This window comes from Nostoc sp., assembly GCF_036917195.1.
Taxonomy (GTDB): domain Bacteria; phylum Cyanobacteriota; class Cyanobacteriia; order Cyanobacteriales; family Nostocaceae; genus Nostoc.
Genome location: NZ_JBALDG010000024.1, coordinates 1 through 25,758, shown reverse-complemented (window position 1 = coordinate 25,758; position 25,758 = coordinate 1). Strand labels below are relative to the sequence as shown.

General features: G+C 42.0%; 20 protein-coding genes. 10 read left to right on the top strand and 10 right to left on the bottom strand.

Annotated features, from left to right (window positions below):
* Window positions 1-21: 21 nt before the first annotated feature.
* Window positions 22-747 carry a 1-acyl-sn-glycerol-3-phosphate acyltransferase gene (locus V7K40_RS08710; protein WP_334958639.1) on the bottom strand — a complete coding sequence of 242 codons (726 nt, stop codon included), beginning with the start codon at window positions 745-747 and terminating at the stop codon, window positions 22-24.
* Between the two features lie 364 nt (window positions 748-1,111).
* Here V7K40_RS08710 and metG point away from each other — a divergent pair, with 364 nt between their 5' ends.
* The 5 genes from metG (at window position 1,112) to menH (ending at window position 6,431) form a co-directional block, all read left to right on the top strand.
* On the top strand, window positions 1,112-2,716 hold the full coding sequence (metG, locus tag V7K40_RS08705) for a methionine--tRNA ligase (RefSeq protein ID WP_334958637.1): 1,605 nt from the start codon (window positions 1,112-1,114) through the stop codon (window positions 2,714-2,716).
* Window positions 2,717-2,880: 164 nt separating this feature from the next.
* Window positions 2,881-3,510, top strand: a complete 630-nt coding sequence (locus V7K40_RS08700) for an NYN domain-containing protein (protein ID WP_334958635.1) — start codon at window positions 2,881-2,883, stop codon at window positions 3,508-3,510.
* Window positions 3,510-4,712, top strand: a complete 1,203-nt coding sequence (gene lptC, locus V7K40_RS08695) for an LPS export ABC transporter periplasmic protein LptC (protein WP_334958633.1) — start codon at window positions 3,510-3,512, stop codon at window positions 4,710-4,712. Before V7K40_RS08700 ends, lptC begins: the two co-directional genes overlap by 1 nt.
* A 99-nt stretch (window positions 4,713-4,811) precedes the next feature.
* Window positions 4,812-5,213, top strand: coding sequence for a metal-sensitive transcriptional regulator (locus V7K40_RS08690; protein WP_334958631.1), 402 nt, complete (start codon window positions 4,812-4,814; stop codon window positions 5,211-5,213).
* Between the two features lie 399 nt (window positions 5,214-5,612).
* Window positions 5,613-6,431 carry a 2-succinyl-6-hydroxy-2,4-cyclohexadiene-1-carboxylate synthase gene (gene menH, locus V7K40_RS08685; protein ID WP_334958629.1) on the top strand — a complete coding sequence of 273 codons (819 nt, stop codon included), beginning with the start codon at window positions 5,613-5,615 and terminating at the stop codon, window positions 6,429-6,431.
* Between the two features lie 14 nt (window positions 6,432-6,445).
* On the opposite strand, the gene V7K40_RS08680 is transcribed toward menH, so the two are convergent.
* Window positions 6,446-7,096 carry a glycoside hydrolase family protein gene (locus V7K40_RS08680; protein WP_334958627.1) on the bottom strand — a complete coding sequence of 217 codons (651 nt, stop codon included), beginning with the start codon at window positions 7,094-7,096 and terminating at the stop codon, window positions 6,446-6,448.
* Window positions 7,097-8,105: 1,009 nt separating this feature from the next.
* On the opposite strand from V7K40_RS08680, the gene V7K40_RS08675 reads away from it, so the two are divergent.
* Both V7K40_RS08675 and V7K40_RS08670 read left to right on the top strand, forming a co-directional pair.
* On the top strand, window positions 8,106-11,120 hold the full coding sequence (locus tag V7K40_RS08675; protein WP_334958625.1) for a S8 family serine peptidase: 3,015 nt from the start codon (window positions 8,106-8,108) through the stop codon (window positions 11,118-11,120).
* 77 nt (window positions 11,121-11,197) lie between these two features.
* The gene (locus V7K40_RS08670) at window positions 11,198-11,323 is read left to right on the top strand and encodes a hypothetical protein (RefSeq protein ID WP_334958624.1); all 126 of its coding nucleotides are present in this window, start codon (window positions 11,198-11,200) and stop codon (window positions 11,321-11,323) included.
* Between the two features lie 101 nt (window positions 11,324-11,424).
* On the opposite strand, the gene V7K40_RS08665 is transcribed toward V7K40_RS08670, so the two are convergent.
* A complete protein-coding gene (locus tag V7K40_RS08665) occupies window positions 11,425-12,081 on the bottom strand; it encodes an NAD(P)H-binding protein (protein ID WP_334958622.1) in 657 nt (218 codons plus the stop codon).
* Window positions 12,082-12,259: 178 nt separating this feature from the next.
* Between V7K40_RS08665 and V7K40_RS08660 the strand changes: the two genes are divergently transcribed.
* Window positions 12,260-12,934 (top strand): DUF1997 domain-containing protein, encoded by a 675-nt coding sequence (locus tag V7K40_RS08660; RefSeq protein ID WP_334958620.1) that lies wholly within the window; start codon window positions 12,260-12,262, stop codon window positions 12,932-12,934.
* A gap of 61 nt (window positions 12,935-12,995) precedes the next feature.
* Here V7K40_RS08660 and V7K40_RS08655 read toward each other — a convergent pair whose 3' ends face one another.
* Window positions 12,996-13,466, bottom strand: a complete 471-nt coding sequence (locus V7K40_RS08655) for a DUF4079 domain-containing protein (RefSeq protein ID WP_273766424.1) — start codon at window positions 13,464-13,466, stop codon at window positions 12,996-12,998.
* A 209-nt stretch (window positions 13,467-13,675) separates the two neighbouring features.
* Here V7K40_RS08655 and V7K40_RS08650 point away from each other — a divergent pair, with 209 nt between their 5' ends.
* Together V7K40_RS08650 and V7K40_RS08645 are read left to right on the top strand one after the other, a co-directional pair.
* The gene (locus tag V7K40_RS08650; RefSeq protein ID WP_334958617.1) at window positions 13,676-14,959 is read left to right on the top strand and encodes an ankyrin repeat domain-containing protein; all 1,284 of its coding nucleotides are present in this window, start codon (window positions 13,676-13,678) and stop codon (window positions 14,957-14,959) included.
* A gap of 430 nt (window positions 14,960-15,389) precedes the next feature.
* Entirely contained in the window at window positions 15,390-15,515 is a 126-nt protein-coding gene (locus tag V7K40_RS08645) for a hypothetical protein (RefSeq protein ID WP_334958615.1), read from the top strand.
* A gap of 238 nt (window positions 15,516-15,753) precedes the next feature.
* Here the strand turns inward: V7K40_RS08645 and V7K40_RS08640 are convergent, their stop codons facing one another.
* The 6 genes from V7K40_RS08640 to V7K40_RS08615 form a co-directional block, all read right to left on the bottom strand.
* Entirely contained in the window at window positions 15,754-17,145 is a 1,392-nt protein-coding gene (locus V7K40_RS08640) for a PP2C family protein-serine/threonine phosphatase (protein WP_334958613.1), read from the bottom strand.
* Window positions 17,146-18,629: 1,484 nt separating this feature from the next.
* Window positions 18,630-20,282 (bottom strand): signal recognition particle-docking protein FtsY, encoded by a 1,653-nt coding sequence (gene ftsY / locus V7K40_RS08635; protein ID WP_334958611.1) that lies wholly within the window; start codon window positions 20,280-20,282, stop codon window positions 18,630-18,632.
* A gap of 407 nt (window positions 20,283-20,689) precedes the next feature.
* Window positions 20,690-21,331, bottom strand: coding sequence for a transcription antitermination factor NusB (gene nusB, locus V7K40_RS08630; RefSeq protein WP_334724298.1), 642 nt, complete (start codon window positions 21,329-21,331; stop codon window positions 20,690-20,692).
* A gap of 122 nt (window positions 21,332-21,453) precedes the next feature.
* Window positions 21,454-22,218 carry a DUF502 domain-containing protein gene (locus tag V7K40_RS08625; protein ID WP_334958609.1) on the bottom strand — a complete coding sequence of 255 codons (765 nt, stop codon included), beginning with the start codon at window positions 22,216-22,218 and terminating at the stop codon, window positions 21,454-21,456.
* Between the two features lie 1,064 nt (window positions 22,219-23,282).
* Window positions 23,283-24,191, bottom strand: coding sequence for a glycosyltransferase family 2 protein (locus V7K40_RS08620; RefSeq protein ID WP_334958607.1), 909 nt, complete (start codon window positions 24,189-24,191; stop codon window positions 23,283-23,285).
* Between the two features lie 124 nt (window positions 24,192-24,315).
* On the bottom strand, window positions 24,316-25,158 hold the full coding sequence (locus tag V7K40_RS08615) for an HpsJ family protein (RefSeq protein WP_334958605.1): 843 nt from the start codon (window positions 25,156-25,158) through the stop codon (window positions 24,316-24,318).
* Window positions 25,159-25,758 lie beyond the last annotated feature (600 nt).

The following is a 25,758-nucleotide window of genomic DNA, read 5'->3' as shown; positions in this document are numbered from 1 at the left end:
AAAGTTTCGGTGCTTTTGATTCTAATAGCAACCTTGACGCAGTAAATTGCTAATTTCGCCGTGACAGTGTTCTGTCAATTCAGCCACAACAGTTCTAGCTTGTTTCCCGTGATATTTTTTCTGCTGTTGGGGCGTAATCCAATAAGGGCGACCGATTAACACAGCAACCCGACGATAAATTACCAGAGGATGCCAACCAGGTTGGTTAAATAAAGGTTCTGAAGGGTCAAAAACACTCAAAAGCCTTAAGGGAAAACCAGAAGTGTTTACCTCTTCTAAGGAAGCGATCGCGATCGGTAAAATAGCTAGATCTTGCACATCAGCTCGCAATGCCAAATGGGCAAATCCCCGCTGAAATTCACCCAGCTGATTTGGCACAGTAAATTTCACCATTGGTTCAGTTCCTTCTGGAAATACTCCCACCATCTGCTTGGACTGTAATAGCAGCTGCGACTGGCGAAAAAAGCTTTGCTGGCGGTTTTGAGTTTCTTCCAAAGGGAAACACCCCATAAGTCCGGTGACAATCTCCCGCATTACTGGCACTTGTCCCATGTAGTGATGGCAAGCAAAGCGAATCGGACTTGATAACGCCGCCATTAAAATCAGTGCATCCATAAAGCTGCGATGATTGCTGACTACCAATACACTGGCATCCCGGGGAATGCGATCCTCGTAATAACGAAACATTTGCGTTGAGAGTGCTGCCATCAAAGCGTGAGAAATTTCCAGGGGGCTATTTAGACTCATACCTAATCAATATATTTTCCGGTAAAGATGGCAGTTTATCTTAATTTTATTTTTACATTTCTTTACTATTGCCATGACTGTCTTAAGATAGAAGTGTCTAATCCACAAACCCAGCTAGATTTTCTGCGCTTGGGATTCTGTATTTTTGAACACAATAATATCTAATAGAAAGTATTTAAAAAAATTATGATTAGTTAATTTCCAGATTTTAGGCACAAATTAGCTGAATTGATGGATATTACAAAACAATTATTGACTTGAGAAATTTGCTAATATAAAAAAAGTATGGGAAAAATATAAATAATATTGTATAATTTATTTTTTTTGCCGATAAAAACGTTTTAAGAAGTTGATTTTTTTTTGCATGAATCTAGTGAAGAAAACAGAAAAGACATTTGCACTGACAACACCGCTATATTATGTAAACGATATTCCTCATATAGGCAGTGCTTATACGACGATCGCAGCAGATGTAGTCGCGCGATTTCAGAGGCTGCTGGGGTATAAGGTATTACTAATTACAGGTACAGATGAACATGGGCAAAAAATCCAGCGAACGGCAGAAAGTTTAGGCAAAGCACCACAAGAGTTTTGCGATGAAATTGTCCCTAGCTTCATGAGTTTATGGGAGTTACTAGACATTCAATATGATCGCTTTAGTCGGACTACTGCGCCTCGTCATGAGGCGATTGTTAAAGAATTCTTTGAGCGAGTATGGGAATCTGGTGATATCTACCAGGGACAACAAAAAGGCTGGTACTGTGTATCCTGCGAAGAATTCAAAGAAGAACGGGATCTGCTAGAAGGACACCGTTGCGCGATTCATACTAACAAAGAAGTCGAGTGGCGAGACGAGCAAAACTATTTTTTTCGCTTATCCAAATATCAAACTAAGCTGACAGAATTTTATCAATCTAGACCGGATTTTATTCAACCAGAAAGTCGGCGGAATGAAGTCCTCAGCTTTGTAAATCAAGGGCTGCAAGACTTTTCCATTTCCCGGGTGAATCTAGATTGGGGTTTTCCTGTACCAGTTGATCCTAAGCACACCCTTTATGTCTGGTTTGACGCGCTGCTAGGTTATGTCACAGCATTACTAGAACCAGATGCAGAACCGACTTTAGCAAATGCTTTAGAAACATGGTGGCCAATCAACCTGCACCTAATTGGTAAGGATATTCTGCGCTTCCATGCAGTTTATTGGCCCGCAATGTTGTTGTCGGCTGGCTTACCCTTACCAGGGGGAGTATTTGGGCATGGTTTTTTGACTAAAGATGGTCAAAAAATGGGTAAAAGTCTGGGTAACACCCTTGATCCTGTGGCGTTAGTTCAGCGCTATGGTAGTGATGCCGTTCGTTATTACTTCCTTAAGGAAATCGAATTTGGCAAGGATGGAGATTTTAATGAAGTTAGGTTCATTAATGTTCTGAATGCAGATTTGGCGAATGATTTAGGTAATTTGCTCAATCGCACCTTGAGCATGGTGAAGAAATACTGCGCTGACAATAATGTCCCATCAATCGGCAATGAAGGAATTCCTGACGAAAATCCTTTGAAAAAAATTGGTTTACGTCTAGGGGAACATGTAAAACATGCATATAAAGAGCTAGCTTTCAGTCAAGCCTGCGAGGCCATCCTTTCACTGGCGCAAGCCAGTAATAAGTTTATTGATGAACAAGCTCCTTGGACATTATATAAACAGGGACAGCAGGAGTCTGTGGAAAAAGTTCTCTACGCAGTTCTAGAATCAGTTAGACTAGCAGCTTATCTCCTATCCCCAATTATTCCGAACATCAGTAGCGATATTTATCAGCAACTGGGCTTTGGAATAAACTTTAACGATCAAATACAAAGTTCAGTTACCGCTCCTTTTGCCACCCATGCAACATGGGGAATACTATCGAGTAAACAACAGTTGGGTACACACCAACCAGTTTTTAAGCGAATAGAACCCCCTAAAAACGATTAGTCCTTATCAAACTCTGATTTTGTTCAATTTCTTATTCTCTTGTAAAAATTTATCGGGGCTTAACTTAAATTAGCCCCGGAACATTATCATAAGCCGCTGTGACTAGCATCTAAAAGTTCGTAAGTATCAAAAATAACAAGGATAAAAATCGAGGTATGAGAACGATGTTGAATAATTTAGAAAACGATTCAATATTTACGCCAGAACAAGTTTTAGAGAATCGGGGCAGGGTCGCCATATTTATTGATGGCTCAAATCTATTTTACGCTGCACTGCAACTAGGGATTGAAATCGATTATACGAAGCTATTGTGTCGATTAACAGGAGGTTCTAGACTCCTGCGTTCTTTTTTCTACACTGGTGTAGACCGGACAAACGAGAAGCAACAAGGGTTTCTGTTGTGGATGCGTCGCAATGGCTATCGAGTCATTGCTAAGGATTTGGTACAGCTACCAGATGGCTCTAAAAAAGCTAATTTGGATGTAGAAATAGCAGTAGACATGATGGCGTTAGTAGATTCTTATGATACCGCAGTTTTAGTCAGCGGTGATGGGGATTTAGCATATGCGGTCAATTCAGTGAGCTATCGTGGCGTGCGAGTAGAAGTGGTGAGTTTGCGTTCAATGACCAGCGACAGCTTAATTAATGTAAGCGATCGCTACATTGATTTAGAAGCCATCAAAGAGGATATTCAAAAAACCCCTCGCCAAAGCTATCCATATCGGCCGTTATCTGGTATTGGTTTTTTGGAAGACCCCAGAACTAGTGATGAACACTTAGAAATCCAAGAATAATGGCGCATCAATTTCATCAAAGGGGGAGAGAGGGGGTAAAAAAAATTCAAAATTACTCTACTCCCTCCTTGCTGCTTTTTCCTTTGACTTTTTTCTTGGTATTTGGTTTAGTTGCCTGCGGGGGTAAATCCCCCCTAGCTTCTCAACAAAATACTGCGGCTTTATCTAATCAAGATAGCAATTTAACCTTCTTTGATGTCACATTAGAACAAGCAGATGAAGTGGGAAGACCGATTTGGAAAGTTAGGGCTAAAACCGCAAAATACACTAAAGAAAAACAAATTGGGCAAGCTGAAAGTCCTTATGGTGAACTATATCAAGATGGCAAAGTAGTTTACCAAATTAAGGCAGATGTAGCAGATATTGAACAAGATGGGAAGCAGTTGTTTCTTAAGGGTAAGATATTTGCCATAGATCCTAGTAATGGGATTGTGTTGCAAGGTAATGAATTAGAATGGCGTCCCAAAGAAGATTTGTTGATTGTCCGCAAGCAGATTAATGGTAATCATAAACAACTACAAGCAGTGGCGCAGGAAGCGCGAGTTAAAACCCGCGAACAGCGCATGGAATTTTCTGGAGGGGTAGTGGCAAATTCCACTGATCCCCAGATGCAAGTAAGAACTGAGCATTTGATCTGGAATATTAAAGAAGAAAAACTCATTGGCGATCGCCCGTTACAAATTGACCGCTACAAAGATAATAAAATTAGCGATCGCGGCAAGGGAAATTCTGCCGAAGTCAACTTAAAAACAAAAATTGCCACTATTCAACAGAATGCTCAATTAGAATTACTAGACCCACCAATGCAAATAGCTAGTAACTCTATGACCTGGAACATGAACGCAGAAACTGTCACCACAAACTCGCCCACGCGAATGTTCCAGCGTGCCGAAAATGTTACAGTGACAGCCAATCAAGGTGAAATGAAAATACCGCAAAAAACCGTTTATTTAACAGGTAACGTCAACGCCGTTGGTCAGCGTCGCCAGTCTCTAAGATCCAATACACTAACTTGGTATCTAGACAATAAGTTAGTTGAAGCTCAGGGAAATGTGATTTATCGGCAAGTTGACCCGCCGTTAAATTTTGCGGGTGAAACAGCCGTTGGTAATCTGCAAACAGAAAATATTGTTGTCAAAGGTGGCAGTTCTAGCGGTAGAGTAGTAACGGAGATTATTCCCCAAGAAAGAGCCAATCGTTAGTAGTAAAGTCAGGGGGAATGGGGCCCACCCTGACCGATAAATTTTGGGTTGGTCGAGTACTAGGCTAGGATCTTAGTACTATAAGTCTTTTAATAACTCATGAATGGATCAAACCGATTAGGTAAGGAATCCTTGCCAACATCCCAGCAAGCAGAACATTCCCACGATCACCATATAGACCACGAACATACAGATCATGCTCATGGGACTGGAGAGTCGGCTCATTCTCATGTCCATAGCGAAGAGTCTTTACGGCGAATTGTCAATCGATTATCGCGGATAGAAGGACATGTTCGCGGTATTAAGACAATGGTGCAGCAAAGTAGCCCTTGTCCTGATGTTCTACTGCAAATTGCCGCAGTGCGCGGCGCATTGGATCGGGTAGCGCGAATTGTTTTGGATGAACATTTAACTGAGTGTATTGGTAGAGCCGCACAAGAGGGTAATATTGACGTTGAAATTAAACAGTTAAAAGCTGCTTTGGATCGATTTTTACCTTAAAAATTAGAAAAATAAAAAATTATAGGGGTTCTCATCCTGGTGAGGTACGTTTTCAAAGCTATTAACCTTGGTAAAAAAGATTTGGGTGTACCTCAGTTGCTTAGGAAGCCCGATAACTAGCACAACAAAATATTTTGTAGAGAGCCAAAATTTTGTGTATTTACTTAGGTAGAGTGTTATTTTATGCAAAAACTAACATAAGTATTTCACAGTCATAGCTGATAGTTTGGGCGGTTCCAAAGCAGTTACAGGGCAGTAAATAGACCCTAAAATTTGTAGTAAGCGCTTACTAGAAACCTTGTGGATAAGCCATAAAATAATCCGGTGTGTGATCGCACTTAATTTCTACTGTAAACGAGCGATCGCGCTAACGTAATTTATGCGCCAACTTACTAAAATATGATTCTGAAAAATTATCAATTTCATTATTCTTTAATTGGCACTTTATATAAACCACTAATTCTTTTTTTGCATGGCTTCATGGGTAACATTGATGAATTTGATGAAACCATAAAATTACTATTAGACGAATTTTCTTATTTAACAATTGACCTTCCTGGACACGGAAAAACTAGAGTTGTGGGTGGGGATGATTACTATACAATAACAAACACGGCCCATGCCTTAATCAACTTGCTGGATGAGTTAAAAATTGCCAAATGTTTCTTAGTTGGTTATTCAATGGGTGGAAGATTGGCTTTATACCTCACCCTACATTTTCCCGAACGTTTCTTAAAAGTTGCGCTAGAGTCAGCTTCCCCAGGTTTATTAGCAAAAGCAGAACAATTAGAACGCATTAAACTTGATAGGCAAATAGGTAGAAAATTAACAAGAATTGTTACTAAAAGTGATTTTGCTGCTTTTCTATCAAATTGGTACAATCAACCAATTTTTGGTAATCTAAAAAATCATCCAGAATACGATCGCATGGTAGAAAGTCGGTTGCAGAACAATCTCCATGAATTAGATAAATCACTGTGCTTTATGGGGACTGGCTGCCAACCATCTTTATGGGAAAAGCTACAAGATAATAAAATATCTATGCTTTTACTAGTCGGTGAATATGATGAAAAATTTATATCTATTAATACAAAAATGGCTAAAGTATGTGAAATTGCCCAGCTAAAAATAATTAGTAATGCTGGACATAATATTCACTTTGAAAATACCTTGGCATTTGTAGAAAATATCAAATATTTTTTGTCCGCAGCAAGTTAAAAATTAGGATAACTTCACTGCTTCTTTACTGCCTTGCTAGAAGGAGTTGGAGATGGTGTCAATTTCGGGGCTGTTCGTTGATTAGCTGCGGTTAATTCCTCTTGCAACATTTTCTGATAAACCTTAGGCAAAGAGCTACTAACAAAATTAGTTTCTATACCATATCCTAGACTTGTCCAAGTGGGAGAAAGTCGCCGCAAAACATCATTTAACTTTCCTTGACGCAATAGTTGAGAAATATCAGTTCCCCAAACTTTAGAATCACTTAACCAACGGTAAACTACTATATCTTGATATTCTGCTTCAAAACTATAAGTAGTCCAAAACATCATCTGCATCGGCTTTGGGTGATAACGGGGGGCTAAACGATACCAAGTAATGTTGATAATTTGATATCTGCCAGCAGCCGTAGAACAATTACCTGTGTTGGGACCTGTGACAATTGTGACGCATATTTCAGGATGTCTGCTAAGGTCGTTGACTTGCTGTCCACCATATAACAACGAATAGGGACGGTTGCCACTGGCTTCACTCGCTGAGATGGTTCGCATTAAAGCGCGGATATAGGGGTCGCCCTGTTTCATGACCAAAGGCGGCTGTTTAACTGCAAAGATGGGATCAGAAGGCGATCGCAAGTCTCCAATATACCATTGCAACAAATACACAAAGCCAAGAAGCGCGGCTATTGGCCCAATAAGTTTTTCAACACCTTTGAATTCAAAGCCTTTCAGAGTCCGACTCCTTCAAATTCGCTCTCTTTGCTAACAAAAATCATCGACGAACTCATTCTGACAAAGTTCACACCTGATTGTTAGTTATTATTTTCGATTTGCTCATTTTTTTAGAAATTAGGAAAAAAGGGGATGAATAAGTATAGCAAGCGAGATACTCCCAACAATACCGATTAAGTATAAGAAAATGTTTGGAAAGTCAAAAAAAGCTTAAGTAACAATATTCTGTCAGTAGATAAAAATGCGACAGATTTTTGAGGTTGTACATCGTCCCACTCAAACAAAGGCTTTGTCCTTTTGCCCAGACGTTGGGTTGTGGAGCGTAGTAATGGGAGGGTTTAATTGGTGCTGTCGATTGAGCAATTTCAGTTAGTGCCAAAAGCCTTTAAAGACTTACACGAAAACTCTCTGAAACTCTTATTTCTTCGTGTCTTTTGCGACGGCAGTCGCTCATGGGGGAAACCCCCTACAGCCCTTTGGGCATCCTACGGCAGGCGCTAGCCTCTCCCTTTGGGAGAAGACCGCGCTGCCTCCCCTTTGTGCTTCGTTCTTTCTTAATTTTGGGTAAGTCCTGTTCTTAACTGAACCCTATTGAGGCATAGCTTCAGTATTATAGTACGTGAATCGGAGTATCTTCGAGTGGCAAAATACTTTAATTTGCAAGTGAAAAATACCTTTAATTTTTAAATTAAAAATTTTTAATAATGAAAACATAAGTCCTTTAGTTATGCATAAAAAATCAATTTAAAGCTATTCATTTTAGAGATAGAATGTCAGAATATTTAAATGGAGTTAGAGGATGTTTGAAAAGTTGACAGTTGAGTAAAAAAAGCTGTAATGGTCAGACGACTTGCATAATTTTTTATCCCCTTCGACTTTTCAAACATCCTATAAGTCCTTAGTCAAGGATTGTTTGTTTATAATATTTGGAGCAAATTTAAGGATGTTTGAAAATTCAGATTTTTACATCGATTCATCTTTGTCAACATTGGGTAATACCTCAAATTATTTAGGTAATAATTCGGTAAATCCTTTGCAAGCGGATTGGACAGGATTTAATTCCCAGAGACTTTTAACGTTAGCAGGTGAGATGCTGATTAACGTATGGCAAAACCAAACTAACCCAACCCAAGTATTGGTTTACACTGCTGCGAGTATTTTCAATCCTAATTTTGCGGCTAATGCTCAGGTTGCCTTTGGAGAAACCTTTGATATTAGCAAAGGACAAGCATTAGGTGCTGACATACTGGGTGGAATCTATGGTGTCTTGCCAGATGTGAAATTTCTTTCCAATTCTGAAATGAATGGTGCTTCGGGCGCGTATGCCAAAAGTAGTAACACAATCTACCTTAACAGTGTTTTTCTGACGCAGAATGCGTCTAATCCAACCGCTATCGGCAAAGTTCTTGTTGAAGAAACAGGACATTTCCTAGATGTTTACGCCAGTCATATTGGCTCACCTGGCGATGAAGGTAACATCCTTGCACGGCTCAAAAATAACGAAAAAATCTCTAATGAAGCATTAAAGGGATTAAAGTCTGTAATTGGTAGCTCTGGAAACGATATTCTTACTGGCAACAGCTTTAATAATAGCCTCAATGGCAACAGCGGTAATGATGTTTTGGATGCCTATGGTTCTGGTCTTCTTGAGCCAGATGATTTGCTGAGTGGTTTAGGAAGCGATCGCTTTATTCTTGGAGATGCTAACAATACTTATTATGCTCGAAGCGGAAGCAGTGATCTTGCTGCGATCGCTGATTTCACGATTGGTGAAGACACTATTCAACTTAGACAGCTTTCTAATTCTGTGACGAATTCTAGTCAAGCCTATGGCTATCGTTTAAACACAGTAGGAAAGAATACAGAAATTCGTTTAGACAACAATGAACTCATTGCTATCCTGAATGGTGTGACAGGTCTAGATCTCACTAGCTCTGCTTTTCAATTTGTTGGTACTGTTCCGCCTCCTGACTATGCAGGAAATAGTATCAGTACAGCTTCTAACATTGATATATTAAATACTTATCGTAGTTTTAGTGATTGGGTAGGTGCAGCAGATACAAACGACTACTATCGCTTCTCTGTGGAATCTCAAAGTAACTTCAATCTCAGTTTAACAGGTTTAAGTGCTGATGCTGATGTCCAGTTACTCGATGATTTAGGTAATGTCATTACCAGTTCTACTAACAATGGAAGTAGTTCCGAGTCTATTATCCGTCAGTTAAGTGCAGGTACATACTTTGCGCGGATTTATCCTTTGAGTAATGCCAATACTAACTACAACCTCAGCTTGACGGCAAACCCAATTCCTAACATTAGCTTTAGTTCTTTTAATGTTTTTGATGCTGCGGGTGACAGTACTATCAACAGTGTCTTCCAAGGTGGAGCCATTCAGTTAAATTATGGTTTGTCAAATGTTACATCTTTATCAAGTGTTCGCTTAGAAGCTCTAAGAAACGGTAGTACTATAAATCTAGGAACTTGGACTGGAGCTAGTTTATCCAACTCCTTAATCAACCTTGCTGATTTCTCCAGCTTAACGGGAGGTGATTATCAATTCCGTGCAGTCGCTCGCACTACCAGTGGTCAAGACTTTTTCTCTAGTTCCCAATCAATGAAAATTTTGTCTTGGAGTCAATCTAGCAATACCACTTATGGAACTTTTGCTGGTGAAACACTTAATTACTCTGGTGGATTAGGTACAGGCGCTGTTGTTGTGGGACGCGGTGGAACAGACACTTTGAATCTCTCTGGTATTTCCCGCTCTAATGTGACTGGTATTAATGGCGTCAGTCTTGGGTATTTTAATCCCTTCTATTCAACTAATCAAGCAATTTTTAGAGGCACAAGTTTTGACTATCTAACTTTAGCTGATGGTCGAGAAATCTACCTCCAAGGAATTGAAAGCCTCCGCTTTGGTGATGGCTCAACATTAGAAATGCAAGTCCGTACCAATGATACTTACTTCAATTCTCAGTGGAATCTAAGTGTATCTGATGTCGGGAGTGCATGGCGCTTTACCCAAGGTGCAAATAACGTATTGATATCATCTTTGGATTCAGGTGTGTTAACGGCGGCTGGCAAAAGCGGTAGTGTTGTGGATATTTCAACAAACCGTTTGATTACTGATCCAACAGATGATGATAACTACAATCCTCCAGGGCATGGACATGAAGCAATCAGTATTATGTCTTCAACGGCTAACAATGGTTCTGGCGTTGCTGGCATCAACTGGAATAGCAGTGTGTACGTGAATGATGTGTATAATGGCGTAGATTTACAGCAAGCAATTCGTGACACTATTGCTTATGCAAGAGCCAGGAATCAGCGCGTTGTTTTCCAAGGTGGTATTCAAGGTGAGAATTGGCTGACCAAGGGTGGTACACAAGCACAACTGGAGCAGTTAATCCGAGATAACTCTGACATTGCTATATTTGCCATAGCAGCAGGTAATGGTGGAATTGATATAGACAACTCTAGTGTCTTACAGCGCTACAGTGGTGGTGTTGCAAGGCTTCAAACTACTTACAGTAATGTGATGTCTGTAGGGGCGCTTCAGCGTTCAGGACAATCGACTGTGAATGGTTTGGCAAATGCTACATCTGTAAGTAGAGCCTCTTACTCCAACTTTGGCTCCAGCCTCACACTCATGGCAGCAACAGACTCACCAGCGATGAAACCAGATGGCAGTGTGAACTTAATGTTTAACGGAACCTCTGCTGCTAATCCCAATATGGCTGGAATTGCTTCACTGGTTTGGAGCGTTAACTCTAGCCTCAATGGGGTGCAATTGCGTCAAATTCTGATCGATACAGCAATGGATTTGGGTGCAACAGGTCGGGATGACAATTTTGGAAATGGTTTAGTTAATGCAGATGCTGCTGTACGCCGCGCATTGGCACTAAGCCGTAACAATCAACTTAGCAATCTTTATTCTGGACGATCAGAATTTGCATAAGGTTATTTAGATTAAGGCAAAAAGGGTTCATAACTGGAATTGTAGAAAGGCGATCGCCTTTCTACAATTCCAAAATAATGATCGCATTTTTTGTTGTCGTGAAAAATGGGGTGCGTTCACGTAAATGTAAAGCGATCGCTCTCTCCTTCACAGACAAGCGATCGCTTTCGGGAGTGGAATCAAGGGGCGGTCAATTTATATGAGGTAAGCTAATTGACATGCGACGCGCAATAGCCCGTCGTAAACATCGCTTTTCCATGAAGATGTGAGCCAATCATTTTGGGGAATAGAATCCAATCGAATATCAGCACTGTTGAAATAGCTCCTTAAAGCTTTTTGAAGCTGCTTCAGGTTTGGCAACAATTTCGACAATTTTATTGCGTGCATCTGCTTCAAACAGTGCCTCAACTGCAACTTGGGCGACTTTTTGCCTGGGGATGCTACCGTCGAACAGTGTATCAGCGCTCTGCATCACGATCGCGTCGAGGTTATCTTCATTCTTCAACCCACCAGGTCGCACAATCGTATAAGTAAGACCACTTTTCTGGATATACTCTTCAGCTTGTTTTTTCCACACCAAAATCAGCCAAAACAAGTTCAGTGGATGAAAAAACTGGGAAGTACACAATGAAGAAACGAAGACAAAATGCTCAATTCCCTTTACCTTAGCAGCATCTACTAAATTTTTACTCCCTTCAAAATCTACCTTATAGGGCCCAGTGGGGTCAAAGCTAGGTTTTGCCCCACTAGCAACCAACACAACTGTGCTATCTCCCAACCCAGCAGTCAGACTTTCTGGTTGTAACACGTCGCCTACCACTAATTCGACTTCAGGAGACAAAATACCCCTGGCTTTCTCTACATCCCGCACCAAGGCTCGGACGGGAATATTCCGCGCTATTAATTCTTGCACAATCCGGCGACCTGTTTCACCCGTTGCCCCTGCTACAAATGCTTTCATGAGAAATGCTATCCTGGGAAACTATTGTGTGCTTGTTCAGTTCTTTATTTTAGTAATTCTATGGAGGTAATGGCAGATTAATGAGGTTTCGGTCAAAATGGGATCTGAATGCGAAATGACCCAGGCGCATGGGGAATTATTAATATAGATCAACGCCAAAATATACAGTAATGCATTTATGCTTTCAACAAAAGGCGAATATAAATCCTGGGAAATAACAGAAGCAGTTTTACCTGTAGCGTCCAGCCAACAAGAAGCCGAGGACACATTAACAGAAGCAGATGTAGCGACGCTCACAAAATTGTCCGGTCATTATCAAGATTTTATGGAAATGCCTGCCCCAGTAGAGAAGGTTGCTGAGTATCTCAATGCTCACGCCTCATGGTTTTGTCGTTGCGCTGAACCCATGAAGGTGGAATCACTTGGGGAAAATGGCTATGCTTTAGTAATTGGTCGTTTTGGTGCTTTTGGTTATGAAGTAGAACCGAAAATTGGTTTGGAATTGTTGCCCCCAGACGAAAGTATTTACCGCATCCGTACAATCCCCATTCCTGACTACCAACCGCCTGGCTATGACGTAGACTATCGGGCATCTCTACAATTAATAGAAAACGATGCTTCCACTAACATCGGTGAGGTTACCAGAGTTGAATGGGAATTGGATTTAATGGTTAATTTGCACTTTCCCAGGTTTATTCAGCGATTACCCAAGTCTATAATTCAATCTACAGGCGATCGCTTACTTAACCAAATCGTCCGCCAAGTCTCTCGCCGCTTAACTCGCAAAGTTCAGGAAGATTTTCATAAATCTTTGGAAATACCTTTTGCTGCTAATTCTAAGCAAAAGCTGTGATTCAACAGTTATTTTTTGTCATTTGTCAAAAATTAGTGACAAATGACAAACTACTACTTAACTATGCTTGAGTCAGAATTCTTTGGACAATTTGCACGCCAGTAACAGCCTGCCAAGCAAAAAGTCCCAAAAGGATAGAATTCAACAAAATGTGAGTTGCACGCGCCCAATTTGCCCCTTTCTGCATATAAGGAGACAAAGCAGCAGAAAATGCAATCAAACTCATCATACCCAGTCCTGCTAGTAGGTGAGACCCGAAAAATAACTTACCATTATTGATGTAAGTGACAGCCATAGCAGCGATCGCACCTGCCACCATCAAAGCTAGGAGTATAGACCCGATTTGGTAGTGTCTGACATTATATCTACCTTTAATCAGTTCTTTCTTTTCTTCCCCCTTAGCATTTCTGGTATGCTGTACTTGCAGCCCCAAGTAGGCAGCATAAATTGAGAGTGCTAATAGTGCCCACATGAGCACCGGATGAATGAAGTTCAGCCAATATTTAATTGATGGAGTAAGTTGCAGACTCATCGTGTTCTCGCCTAATTATTAAATCTTCATAAAAATTAGCATAACTCTAGTTTCTGTGGTTAAAGCTGCACAGAGTAAAAGAGAATAAGGAAAATTCTGTTCTCCCATCTTTCCTACTATTTTGCTTCACCCTCTTGCCAAAGTGGATAATCAATCTCAGACTGAATTTTAAGGGTAGACGAACAAACCCCCTGTGTGGGATCTCATCCATGACTGAAAACAACGATACTTTGCTGCTGAAAGCTGCTAAAAGTGGTGATATTAAGGGGCTATGTGCGCTACTAGGTGCTGGTGCCTTGGTGGACACGTGCGATCGCCAAGGCACGACGGCGTTAATGTTTGCTGCCAATTTAGGCTATACCGAAATTGTGCGATCGCTGCTGGATGCTAGGGCAAATATCAACTTGAAAAGAAAACTCTATGGTTTGACAGCTTTGATGTTGGCAGCTAGTGCCAAACAGTTTGACATTGTGCAGCTTTTACTATCCAAAGATGCTGATGTAAATGCCACTAATGAAGATGGCAGCACAGCTTTAATGGCAGCAGTACTCAAAGGCCATGTAGATATAGTGCGAGTCTTATTGGCTGCTGGTGCGAAGGTGAATATCGCAGATAAAGATGATGATACTGCCTTGAAACTCGCCGTTAAGCAGGGACAAATAGAAGTTATAGAAGCAATTCTCCAAACTGGTGCCGATGTCAATATCCAAGATGAGGAGGGTGAGACACTCTTAACATTAGCGGCAGACTTGGGACATCTGGAGATTGTGGAAGCACTGCTAGCAGCAGGGGCTGATGTGAATGTGAAAAACGCTAATGGTGGAATTGCCCTATCGGCAGCAGCAGCAGCAGGACACAGTGCGATCGTAGCAGCTTTACTAAATCGAGGTGCCGAGATTAATCTCCAAGATCAAGATGGTGAAACTGCCCTACACCTTGCCGTTGTGGAAGGCTACATTGATGTCGTACAAGTGTTACTTAACAGGGGTGCAGATGCTCAAATTAGGAACCACCTGGGTGATACGCCACTGCTTGTAGCAGCATTGCAGGGACATAGCCAAATTGTCCAGGCACTGCTGCGTTCTGGGGGAGATATTAATGATAAAAATCTTGGTGAACTACCTTTGACGTTGGCTGCATCACAAGGACACACCCAAACAGTGAAAGTGTTGCTAGACTATGGTGCTGATGCCAAGACACTGGGAGATGATGGCAAAACTGCTTTGATCAAGGCAACCGAACGCAAGCACACAGAGATTATACATTTGCTGCTGGCAAAGGGGGCAGATGTGAATTTTCAAGACTCAGCGAGGGCAACATCTTTGATGTGGGCTGCCTCAGCAGGTTATGACGAAATAGTGCAGGTATTACTCCAAGCTGGGGCAGATGTGAATTTGAAAAACAGTGGTGGTTATACTGCTTTGATGATTGCAGAATTTAATGGTTATAAGAATGTGGTGCGGAGTCTACAAAAAGCTGGGGCGCAAGAATAGCCATCTGAATTCTGAATTTAAAATATTTTTAGAAATATCTTGACAAATCATTAAATGAAGGTTATCAACTTAAATACTAAGGAACTTGACAACAAACAAGTCTAGACCTGAGAAATAAATAAAGCAAAACTCCGTCGTTGCTGTTGTGAACTTGCTACGGCGGAGAAAAGAAAAATAAAAACGCCAAAACGGAGCAGGCCAAATGCTTGCGTCACAAGGATAGAAAGAAAGCAAAAATGAAGAAGTAAATTTACCTTTTACTTTTTACCTTGTACATTTTACCTTTTACCTGGTCTCCCCCTCGGCGTTTCCTACTGTGCTAGATGTGCAAAATATATAGTTTTTACTTGAACAGAAAAGTATTCTAAGGATCATTTTTTATGTATTATTCTAAAGGCTAAACACAAACGATTCACTAAAAAAGGTTGATGTGCGGCCATTTGGGCGATCGCTACAGAAAGTCGAAGAAAAAATAATTGAAGAAGAATTTATCTATTTAGAATCTAGGAATCAGAATCAAGACGCCAAGGGACTTGCTACCGCTGGCTATCAGTGAGGGATTCAGACACGCAACTACGAAAGTTGGCTACCAAATCATAGATTTGGTGGGGGTGGCAAGAGTAGCCACTGTGTTGGGCAAGGCAATGCCCTTCTCACATTGCCAGAGGCTAGTGCCTGCCGTAAGATGCCCGAACGCAAGAGCGTCTCCTGTCTTGAAAAGGGCTGTAGGGAGAAGCAAGTGGCGTGAAAGTGCGCCCCAGTGCGGGTGGGATAGTTTTATTATGGGTAAATGACTATAAAATTTGCAGAACAACTAGTGTCATATCATCAGTGTTTTGTTTATCAGCACCAATGAATTGCTGAACTTGGTCAAATAAGTAATCCACAATCTCCTGTGGCCCATTGCAGTACTTGCAAGCCGTATTGAAGCCAGTGACAAAGTTGTCTTCGTCGAAGCGATCGCCACCAGCAGCAGCGGCATCGGTCAAGCCATCTGTATAGTAAATAATTGTATCCCCAGGCTCTAACTGTGCCTGGGCATCTTCATATTGGCTGTTAGCATCCAAACCGATTAACATTCCTAAAGTATCTAAACGGCTGACAGTTTTCGTGGCTGCGTGCCACCACAAGGGAGGATTATGTGCCGCATTACTATAAGATAAAATTCGGGTATGGGGATTATATTCTGAGTAAAATAGCGTTACAAAACGCTGGGAATTGTCCAAATCTGCATACATAACTCTATTTAAGTTTTGCAGAATTCCTGCTGGGGAATTACCATGTAGCACTTCTCCGCGTAGCATTCCCCGCATCATCGTCATAATCAGCCCAGCGGGGACACCTTTGCCCATGACATCTCCAATAACTAAACCCCAACGACTAGTTTCCGTGCTGCCTTTGGTCTTGGGCTGAATCTTATTGTGATTGGTAGCAATAAAGTCGTAGTAGTCTCCGCCAACGCGATTGGCAGGTTTACAACGTGCCGCCAGGACAGCACCAGGGATTATGGGGCATTGACGTGGCAGAAGTCGCCGTTGAATTTCTGCGCCAATTTCTAGTTCTTGGTCTAGGCGTTCTTTTTTTCTTAATTCTACAGCTAGTTCATCGTTTTCAATCGCTACTGCTGTTTGGTCTGCCACTAACCTAACTAACTTTTGCCTAGTTTCTGTCCAACTATATTCTGGATCGCGGCTCAAGACATAGAGCCATCCCCGTTCTGTATGCTTCACCAGAATCGCCGTACCAAAGATTTGCACATCTGGCCCCAAATAGCGATGCATCTGGTCATCCAAAATCCCCGTGGCATTCGCTAGAGGGGCAGTATTGGGCATAAGCGTGATTTGACTGCTGGCTATTTCTAGCGCTTTGCGGATATTTTTTCGCTGACGACTATCTTGCCAATGTAACTGCTCTAACCTGACTTGACCATTAGGTTTGTAGAGGAACAAGGCGCTACCGTCTGCATCTGTCACTCTTGTTGCCATCAGCGGGATCAGTTCCAAAAACTGATTCAAATTATTGAAACTTCTCAGGGCAAATCCTAAAGAACTTAGCAAATCTTGAATTTTGTTCTGTTCCCGGTGTAACCTTGCCACGAGTTCTTTGAGTGCCACGACTGGTGTGACATCTGTCGCGGTACTACTATTGTTGTCAGTGGGTTGAGAGGGCAGTTGAGACACAGGCACAGGTACTATTGCACTTTATATTGGCAGATTTTAGATTACTTATAAATCTTTTGGCTTTGGCATTGCTAAACCATATTTAGACAAGACTTGTCACTTTAGCAAGAGTATAAAGACGTAACAGGCAACTTTTATCAGTATTTTATTTGCTTATTATATTTTTGATGTAATAATTAGTAATTTAAAATCATGTATTTTTAGTCAAAACCCAACCCGTAAAAATTACTAGTTTCCGTGATATTAAGAAAGTTTTCCATTTTTTCATAACTTAATTCCCAAAGCATATCTCTAAAGTAATAAAAATACTTTATTCAAAGAATAATTTATAACGTTTTCAGAGTCACTATTTGGGTAGAGACAAGTAGGAGACTAGAAGTCTTTTTAGTGAAAACCTCTATAAGCGCTAAAATCGAGCTTGGTTTGGGAAAAAACAGACTTACATTCATTCCCAAACCTGAGAATATGTAAATAAGTCTTCAAATACTTAATTTCTATCCCATAATTGCCGGAATAATCGCCAATATTGAGCTTTTTCATTTTGAATTTATCGTTTTGCAAATTTTGACTTGCTCAATACACAAAAATTAAACCCATTGAAACAGGATAAAAGTGAGATAACTTAATCTTTCGAGTCAGCGGGAACAGACTTAAAGGATTAGCCTGTAATTGATTTTAGGTGGGAGTCATTTGATAAGTGTAAGATATGAATAGAAGAGATGACACTAAATCTAGAAAAATCTCCTCCAAGAACTTTAAGTCAAAAGCCAGAAAGAGTGTTGTCATTTAACTATCAGAGTTTAAACCTCTCGATTTACTACAAAAAATATTTGTGGATACTTTCGCAAATAATATCTGAGAATGCACCTGGGAGTGTTGAACCAGCTTACTTACACCAATTCGCTTTTTGAGTCCACAGTGGACGATTCTCCGAAGTTTTGATGGTCGGAAGCCGTCCTTTTCCTGAGGTCAGCGCTGGGCAAACAGCTGACACTCGTACTCCTACTCTTAAGTAAGTTACGTGCAGCATGCACCTCTTTCGACTCGCTAACGCGGTTGCTTTAAGTCGCCATAGCCAATACCAGTCACTTGCGGAGGAAAACCCTGCCTCAGTGCTGGACTCACCTGCGCTGGCTCCACAACGCACTACTCATCGCTAACACTGCTGTCCATCCCACAATAGTTGTATTTGTAGGGGTAAGCGTCTCGACTACTCTTTAAATTGCTGCAAGATGCAAATATTACGGGCTTTTATGTGTCGCAAATAAATGCCCGCTGCTACATTTAAAAAGCCCATTCAGGGCGTGAAAAAAGGGCATTAGCTTGAAATTTTAGCAAAACATCACCCATCTATTGTGGCAAACTCATGATTTTAGGACTTGAGCTGTTTCCAGTATTTTGTTTCTAATTAGTTCAAGTGATAATACCAGATCAGTCATCCCTAAATTTATCAGTTTGTCAAGAAAAATTTTTAACTATAAATTTTTCAACTAGCCACTCAAGAGAGCTTCGACAAACTCATAGCTAGAAAAGGGGCGCAGGTCTTCAATTCCTTCGCCAGCACCAATAAAGCGAATGGGTAAACCTAGCTGCTGCACAACGGCAAGGGCAACACCGCCTTTGGCGGTGCCGTCCAGTTTGGTTAAGACAACGCCACTTAGTTGGGCAGCTTGGGAGAATACTTCGGCTTGCCGCAGTCCATTTTGACCTAAAGTAGCATCTAAAACCAACAGAGATTCTACTTTGGCATTTGGGGCTTTTTTGTCGATAATTCGCCGGATTTTGCTGAGTTCGTCCATTAAATTTTTCTTGTTTTGCAATCGCCCAGCTGTATCTACCAAAAGTAATTCTGTTTGACGCGCTTGGGCGGCAGCGATCGCATCAAATACAACTGCTGCCGGATCTGTATTTTTCCCAGGATTGGCAATTACTTCTACACCACTTCTACTACCCCAAACCTTGACCTGTTCCACAGCAGCGGCGCGGAAGGTGTCTGCTGCCCCAATCAAGCATTTATAACCAGATTTTTGTCCCAAGTGGGCAATTTTGCCGATAGTAGTGGTTTTACCGGCACCATTCACCCCAGTGATTAACCAAATGTTTAGGGTTTCTTTTTCTAAGGTAAAGATAGTTTTATGGGATACCTTGCTCGGTGCATCCAGCATATCCCGGAGGATTTTTTTCAGGTAAGCGATCGCTTCTTCAGGTGCGGTGACTTCTTCTCGAAGTTTTTTCTGTAGGGCATTGATAATAAAGTCTGTCGCCTCTACACCCACATCAGCTTGCAGGAGCAATGCCTCAATTTCTGTCACAGCAGCAAGGTTTAGCGGCCCTTGACCAACGATTGCCTTTAGTTGGTTGAGGATGCTACGACGAGTTTTGTCTAAGCCTTGCCGGAGCTTTTTTAGCCAGGTAATTTCTTCAATAGAAACGTCTTCTGGACTTCTACCTTGAGCTGCTAGGACTTTCGCTGACCAGACAAACCCATCATCAAATACCAGTCCAGGAATTTCCTCTCCTGTCTCTGAGGTTGCAGCTACTGGTTGTACTACCTCCGGTTCTGAAACTTCAATGGCGGTGGCTATTAGTTGTTCCAGCTTGGCTTGCCGTTCTGCCGCCGCCCGTTCTAAGAAGGATAAGGTAGCTGGTGCTGTTGGCTGTGTTGCGTCTGGCGTAGCTAATGGTTCGCTGGGCGTTGGTTCAACTTCACTTGCCTTTATTTCTGGGCTTTTGACATCTGGCTCTTCAGGAATTGCTGCTACTGAGGAATCTTCTGTACTTTCTTCCTCAGTAGCTACTTGGATAACTTCTGGCTGTGCAGTTTCTACAGTTGTACTAACAGGTTCCTCAGTTGCTTCTGGTTCAGTGATTTCCGCAATTGCCGTTTCTGCGGTTTCAGGTTGTGCTGAATCAGGTGAGGTTTCTACTACCTCAGCTTGTTGTTTTTGCTGAATATTTTTGTAGGCAGCTTTAGCAAACGCCAATAGGTCTGCCGTTGTGTCTGGTGCAGTTTCAGCAGTTGGTGTTGAGGTTTCGGCTGGCTCTGGTTGGGGTTCTTGTACAGCAGGAGTTTCTTCCTGTTTCTGATCAGAGGGAGTGTTAGAGGAATCGTTATATTGACGACGGAACCAATTAAAAACCATTGCAGCAGTATTAGTTATATCAGTTATAAGTTATGAGTTTAATTTAACTTTGCACTTTTTCTTGGGGTGAAAACTTCCGGGTTATCCTTACCTTTCAACGCCAGTTTGAGGAGAATCGGTACAACAGAGGGTTCCTTGCGTTCGTGCAGCGTCTTACGCCACTTGACGCCAGTCCGCTCAAGTCGGGAGATCCGCCCACACGCCTGGCTCCTCTACTTGGAGAAACCCCTCTGAGCGAGTGGCTCCCTTCTCACATTACCAGAGGCTAGCGCCTGCCGTAGGATGCCCGAACGCAAGAGCGTCTCCTGTCTTGAGAAGGGCTGTAGGGAGAATCTCGGAGGAAGCCGCTTCTGCGGCTACAGACTTTTCTCCACGGCAGTATAGGAATTACGAATTACGTAGCAATACTATGCTGTTTTTTTCTGCTCAGTGACTCGGCGCAAAACACCGTTAATAAACCGATGACCGTCGTCTCCACTGTAGCGTTTGGCTAGCTCCACAGCTTCGTTGATCGCAATACTATCTGGAACTCCTAAGAACTTCATTTCTGCCACAGCAATTTGTAAGATATCCCGGTCAATTTGGGCGAGGCGAGTTACTTGCCAATCTACTAAGGCACTAGAAAGGAGTTCATCTATAATGTGTCGATTTTCGTTGACGGTAATCACAAGCTCTTTAGCGTAATTCCGGACTCCCTTATCCTGATTAGCTAACTGAATCAATTCTGGGAAATCAACTGCTGTACCCAACTGATTGATTGCTGTCTGGGTGCAGGCGATCGCCTCTTGAAGCATTGTTCTAGCACTATTGAGGTCGGAGGCCCGAGTTTGGCTACTTAAGATGCGATCGTTACTGCGTTGCAGTTCACCTGCGGCATTATCAAGGGTATCTTGTACTTCTGAGGTCAGGGTGCGTACTGCTCCTAGCACCAACTTGGATACTAGTTGATCGTCTGCCAATTTATCTAATTTCTTTGGGTTAACTGGCAATTGGCTAAGGCTTAAAAGCGCTAATTCACGAGCAATTTGCTGGGGTTTACGAGGTTGCATAAAAATGAGAGGTGATTGTGCGAGAACTGATGAACTAGGCAGGACAAACTTACAAGCCTATCAATTTTGGCACAGTCCAACAACAACATTAGGCATTTGCTTGTGACTTTGCCAGATTGATTTTAAGTTTCTTCAACGGGAATAACCTGCTGCTTGATTTGGTCGTGTTTAACTTCCAGTGTGGACTCTTTGGGGAAAACCAAGGACGTATTGGGGGCGACAATGCCACCTGATACAACTATTTTAAAGGCGTCTTCAATCGACATGGAGAGGTTCACCACCTCGTCTTCAGGAACGACTGCGTACCATCCGGTAGTCGGATTCGGGGTGGTCGGGATAAAAACACTTAGCACGGGGCGAGACATCTGGGCTTGGATATCACTGCTGATTACACCAGTAACAAAGGCGATCGCCCAAATTCCTCGGCGGGGATACTCTACCAAAATTACCCGGCGAAACTTGCCATTGGAATCTTTGAGTATTGTTTCTAAAAGTTGCTTCAGGGTTTTATATACCTGTCCCGCTAAAGGAATTGCCTGTAATAACCGCTCACCAAAATCTAGCAACCACCGCCCAGCAATATTGCGAGCCATCAAGCCCATCAATAAGATACTCAGTAGGGGTACAGCCAATCCTACTAATAAATTCAGTAAATTTACTAAAATTGGGTTTAAGCCATCAAAGGGATTCAGCTGTTTGGGAATTTGGGTGAGGAAGTTGATTACCCAAGTAGCAATGGTAATTGTCAGCCAGATAGTGGTTGCTAGCGGAATTACTACCAACAAACCAGCAATCAGGTCGTTTTTTAAGTCCTGTTTTAGGCGATCAATTACCAAGCCCCGATTCTCCTGTTTTAAGCTAGAGGAACTTTTTTTATTGGTATCCATACCAGCATATTAGGGACTTCCAGTTAAAAAAACATCCCATCCCTGCGGGACGCTCCGCGAACGTAGGGGCACAAGCCTTGCACCCCTACAAATGTACAAATAATTTTGGATAATTTATTTTTTGTCAGTTTCTTAGTCAAATAACAAAGGCTTTACTTGAAGCAGCTTCTGCCACAAGTAACTTTCCAAAACGCTAGCAGCTTGGCTGCTACCGCCAAAACACATACTTCTTGCTGGAAATCAGCTATTTTCCTACAAGCATACACATAGATATAAACCAATCCGATGGCGACTGGTTATTCTCAGAGGATGTTACTTTTGTTTGTAAGACTTGTAAATGATTGTTGCAAGTCCTTAAGTATTACAAATCTACCGCGCTCAATCAAAAGCTGCTCATGATTGTGAAAGGATCACCAGGTAAACTGAGGAATTATTTTATCTGGTCAGTCACTCACATTTGAGCCAGAGTGGCTTTTATGAAAATATTCTGTTAAAAATATTAATTTATGATGGTGGTTCTCGTTTAGGTGGAATACGCGATAGGAGTGCACAGCTACCTGTGCGCTCCTACTTCTAAATTCTGATTTTGCGATCGCGTACCCGCTTACCGTAGGCGATCGCTGCTTTAAATTGCATAGGACTTACGCAAAAAACCTCTCAAACTCTCATTCCTCCCTGTCGCGCCAGTTGCTTCAAGTCGGGGAACCCGCCCAACGCACTGGCTTCTCTGTGTCTCTGTGGTTCGTTCTTTCATAACCCGTGCGTAAGTCCTGTTGCAGTGCGTAATCCTTCTAAGACTTAGGCAGAGGACATCCCCCAACCCCCTTATAAAAGTTAGCTCTTAAGGTTTCCCTTTTTTAAGGGGAGCCACTCGCTTACAGAGGTCTCCCCAAGTGCATAAGCCAGCTGCGTGGGCGGGTCTCCCACGCCACTCCTTTAGCGAGGGAACTACCGCAAGCGGCTGGCTCGACTTGAGCGGACTGGCGTCAAGTGGCGTGGGTTATGAGGGATCTAGGTTTCAGGTTTTCAGTGCGTAAGTCCTGCCTTGTAATCTCCAGTCACCTTTACACCGCATCAGCCTGTGTAGTTTCAGAATCCGCGCACTGCACCTGTTGTGTACTCTCTTGTGCCAGAATTGCTGTTGCGTCTAAATTAGGTTTTGGTAAATACTTCATTTCCCAAACTTTGAGCAAAATCAGGTATTCGTAGAATGCCTGCAATATACACCAAGCAAGTCCAGCGCCTCCATCTAAACATCCGCCTAAGATAAAATACATATATACAAAGCGTAGCAACGGCCTTGCGGGTAAACGCAAAGACAAATCTTTTAGGGCACGGCGTTTCTCGATTTCCGATTTGCCAAAAAATAAATCTTGCCAGTTAACCTTCCCTTGTTCTAGTTGATACAATGTTTCTTGAGCTTCATCTGTAGAATAACGGTTATGTTTTTCAATCCAGCGGCTCAAGCCTTTGCTACAAGTGTAATGAGGGTATGTTTCTTTTAAAAAGCTAGTTGCACCCTCACAAACTTCCCGTTCAGTATGACCATAGTCTGTAAACCACACTTTACCGTAGCGGAAGAGGCGCATTTGGTAACGGGGATACTGTGTGCTGTAACGAATCCAACGATTCATGAACATGACACGTTCAGCTACGTAGTAACCGATGTAGTCTAGATTCTGACTTACCTTTTCACATTCCACGAAAAGCTCTGGTGTCATGCGCTCATCAGCTTCGAGAATGTAAACCCATTCGTGCTTCGGGGGGATAGACTCTAACATCCAGGTGCGTTGGCGTCCGTGGCTTTCAAAAGCGTGTTGGATAACGCGGATGGGATAGCAACTAGCGATTTCCACAGTGCGATCGCTACTGCATGAATCCACAACAATGATGTCATCCGATAGCATCGCCGATTCGATACAAGCAGCAATATCTAGCTCTTCGTTATATGTCAGTATGTAAATTGAGAACATTACCCAAGTTTTATAGCGATTTTACTAATTGATAATTGCCTTTTATTGTTATTAGCTATTAGGCGCATGGCAGTATGGGCTGTCAACAATTATTGGATAGATCCTACTGCCATACTGATGTGGATTAGCGGGCGGTAGCTCTAGGTTTAGCACCTTGTAAAGCACCTCTACCTCTTAAGCCTGTCCAGCCGATGATAATATAACCAATGGACAACAGCAAACTGCTAATCCCAATCCGCAGTCCAGACTTCCAAGCAGCATCTTTAGCTTGTTGCTCTGCTTCGTCTCTGCGCTGGCGAACTTGGCTCAGTTGTTGATTTCGCAGCGTCTGAAGATCTGTTTGTTGTTCGATAGCTTTGTCAAGTACTTGGGGATCTGTTTTAGCCTTCTTGAGTAAATCTTTTATATTTGCGGGAATTTGAGGGCTTTCAAGTGCTTGCTTATATTTTTGCTCATCTTTGAGGATTTCACCAAACTGAGCTTTGGTTTGGTTTCGCAGCTGCTCTAGTTGAGCTTTTCCTTGGTCAGTATTCAGTTGTGCTTGCAATTGCGATAATCGATTGTTCAGTTGATTTTCTGCCTGATCTGCTTCTTGGGTGATGCGGTTGAGTGTTTGAGTCTTAGCTTGATTGACGTTATTGAGGTGCAGCGGAAAAATCAGCAAGAACATCAACCCTAAAATACTTGATAGGATCAGGGCGGGAAATCTTAAATCGATACCTTGGGGGCGATCGCTTGTGGTATCAGCACTATCAATCCAATAGGCAGCAAACAGAAGCCCTAAACCTACTAAAGGAACAATTCCCCGATCAACTAGCGCTGTTGCCAAGTTGATTTGCCATACCCGATCAGTAGGTTGAAAAGGTAACAATAGAATCAAAAAGTCAACGAAAAAGGACAAAATGCAGATTATTCCAACTACCTTAACTGTGAGAGCAGTGCTCACGGAAGCAAAACGGTTAACCATAATTTTTCAAACTTGTGGTGAATACGAGTGATTTTCATATTTCAAGCTACTTAAATATTGTGCCCATGACTGTGACTATTGTGTAGAAATACAAAGCAGATTCAATACTGGTCAAGGCTATCTGCTTCTTGGTTTTCAACTAGGCCAGAGTAACATTTGTTATGTATAGTGTCTTCAGGAAATCCCTGGTGTTTTAAGATACGAATTTAATGCGGGCTGGGGAGCAGAATCTTACTGAAGCTAGATTTAGATCCCCGACTTTTTAAAGAAGTCGGGGATCTGGGCAGCAATTTTTGCTTAAGTAAGTACCATTCAGTTCTAAAGTCCGACTCATTTATTACCTTATCTTCCTCATCCCCCTCATCTCCCCTGCAAGGGCTTGTTCCCAAATCGGCATATCTTTCGGTCGGTCAACATCAGCAAAAAGCGACAAGTTCACATGTGATACCAAGTTGCAATAGATAATATTATTTAAGGGAAGTAAAATCGGTGTACAGCGATGCCCCGTACTCGGATTAAGATCATTCCTCACCTGGATTAGGCAGAATTAACCCAACGCTACCGACGTTGTAGAGAAGTAAAAGAAGGCACACGATGGTT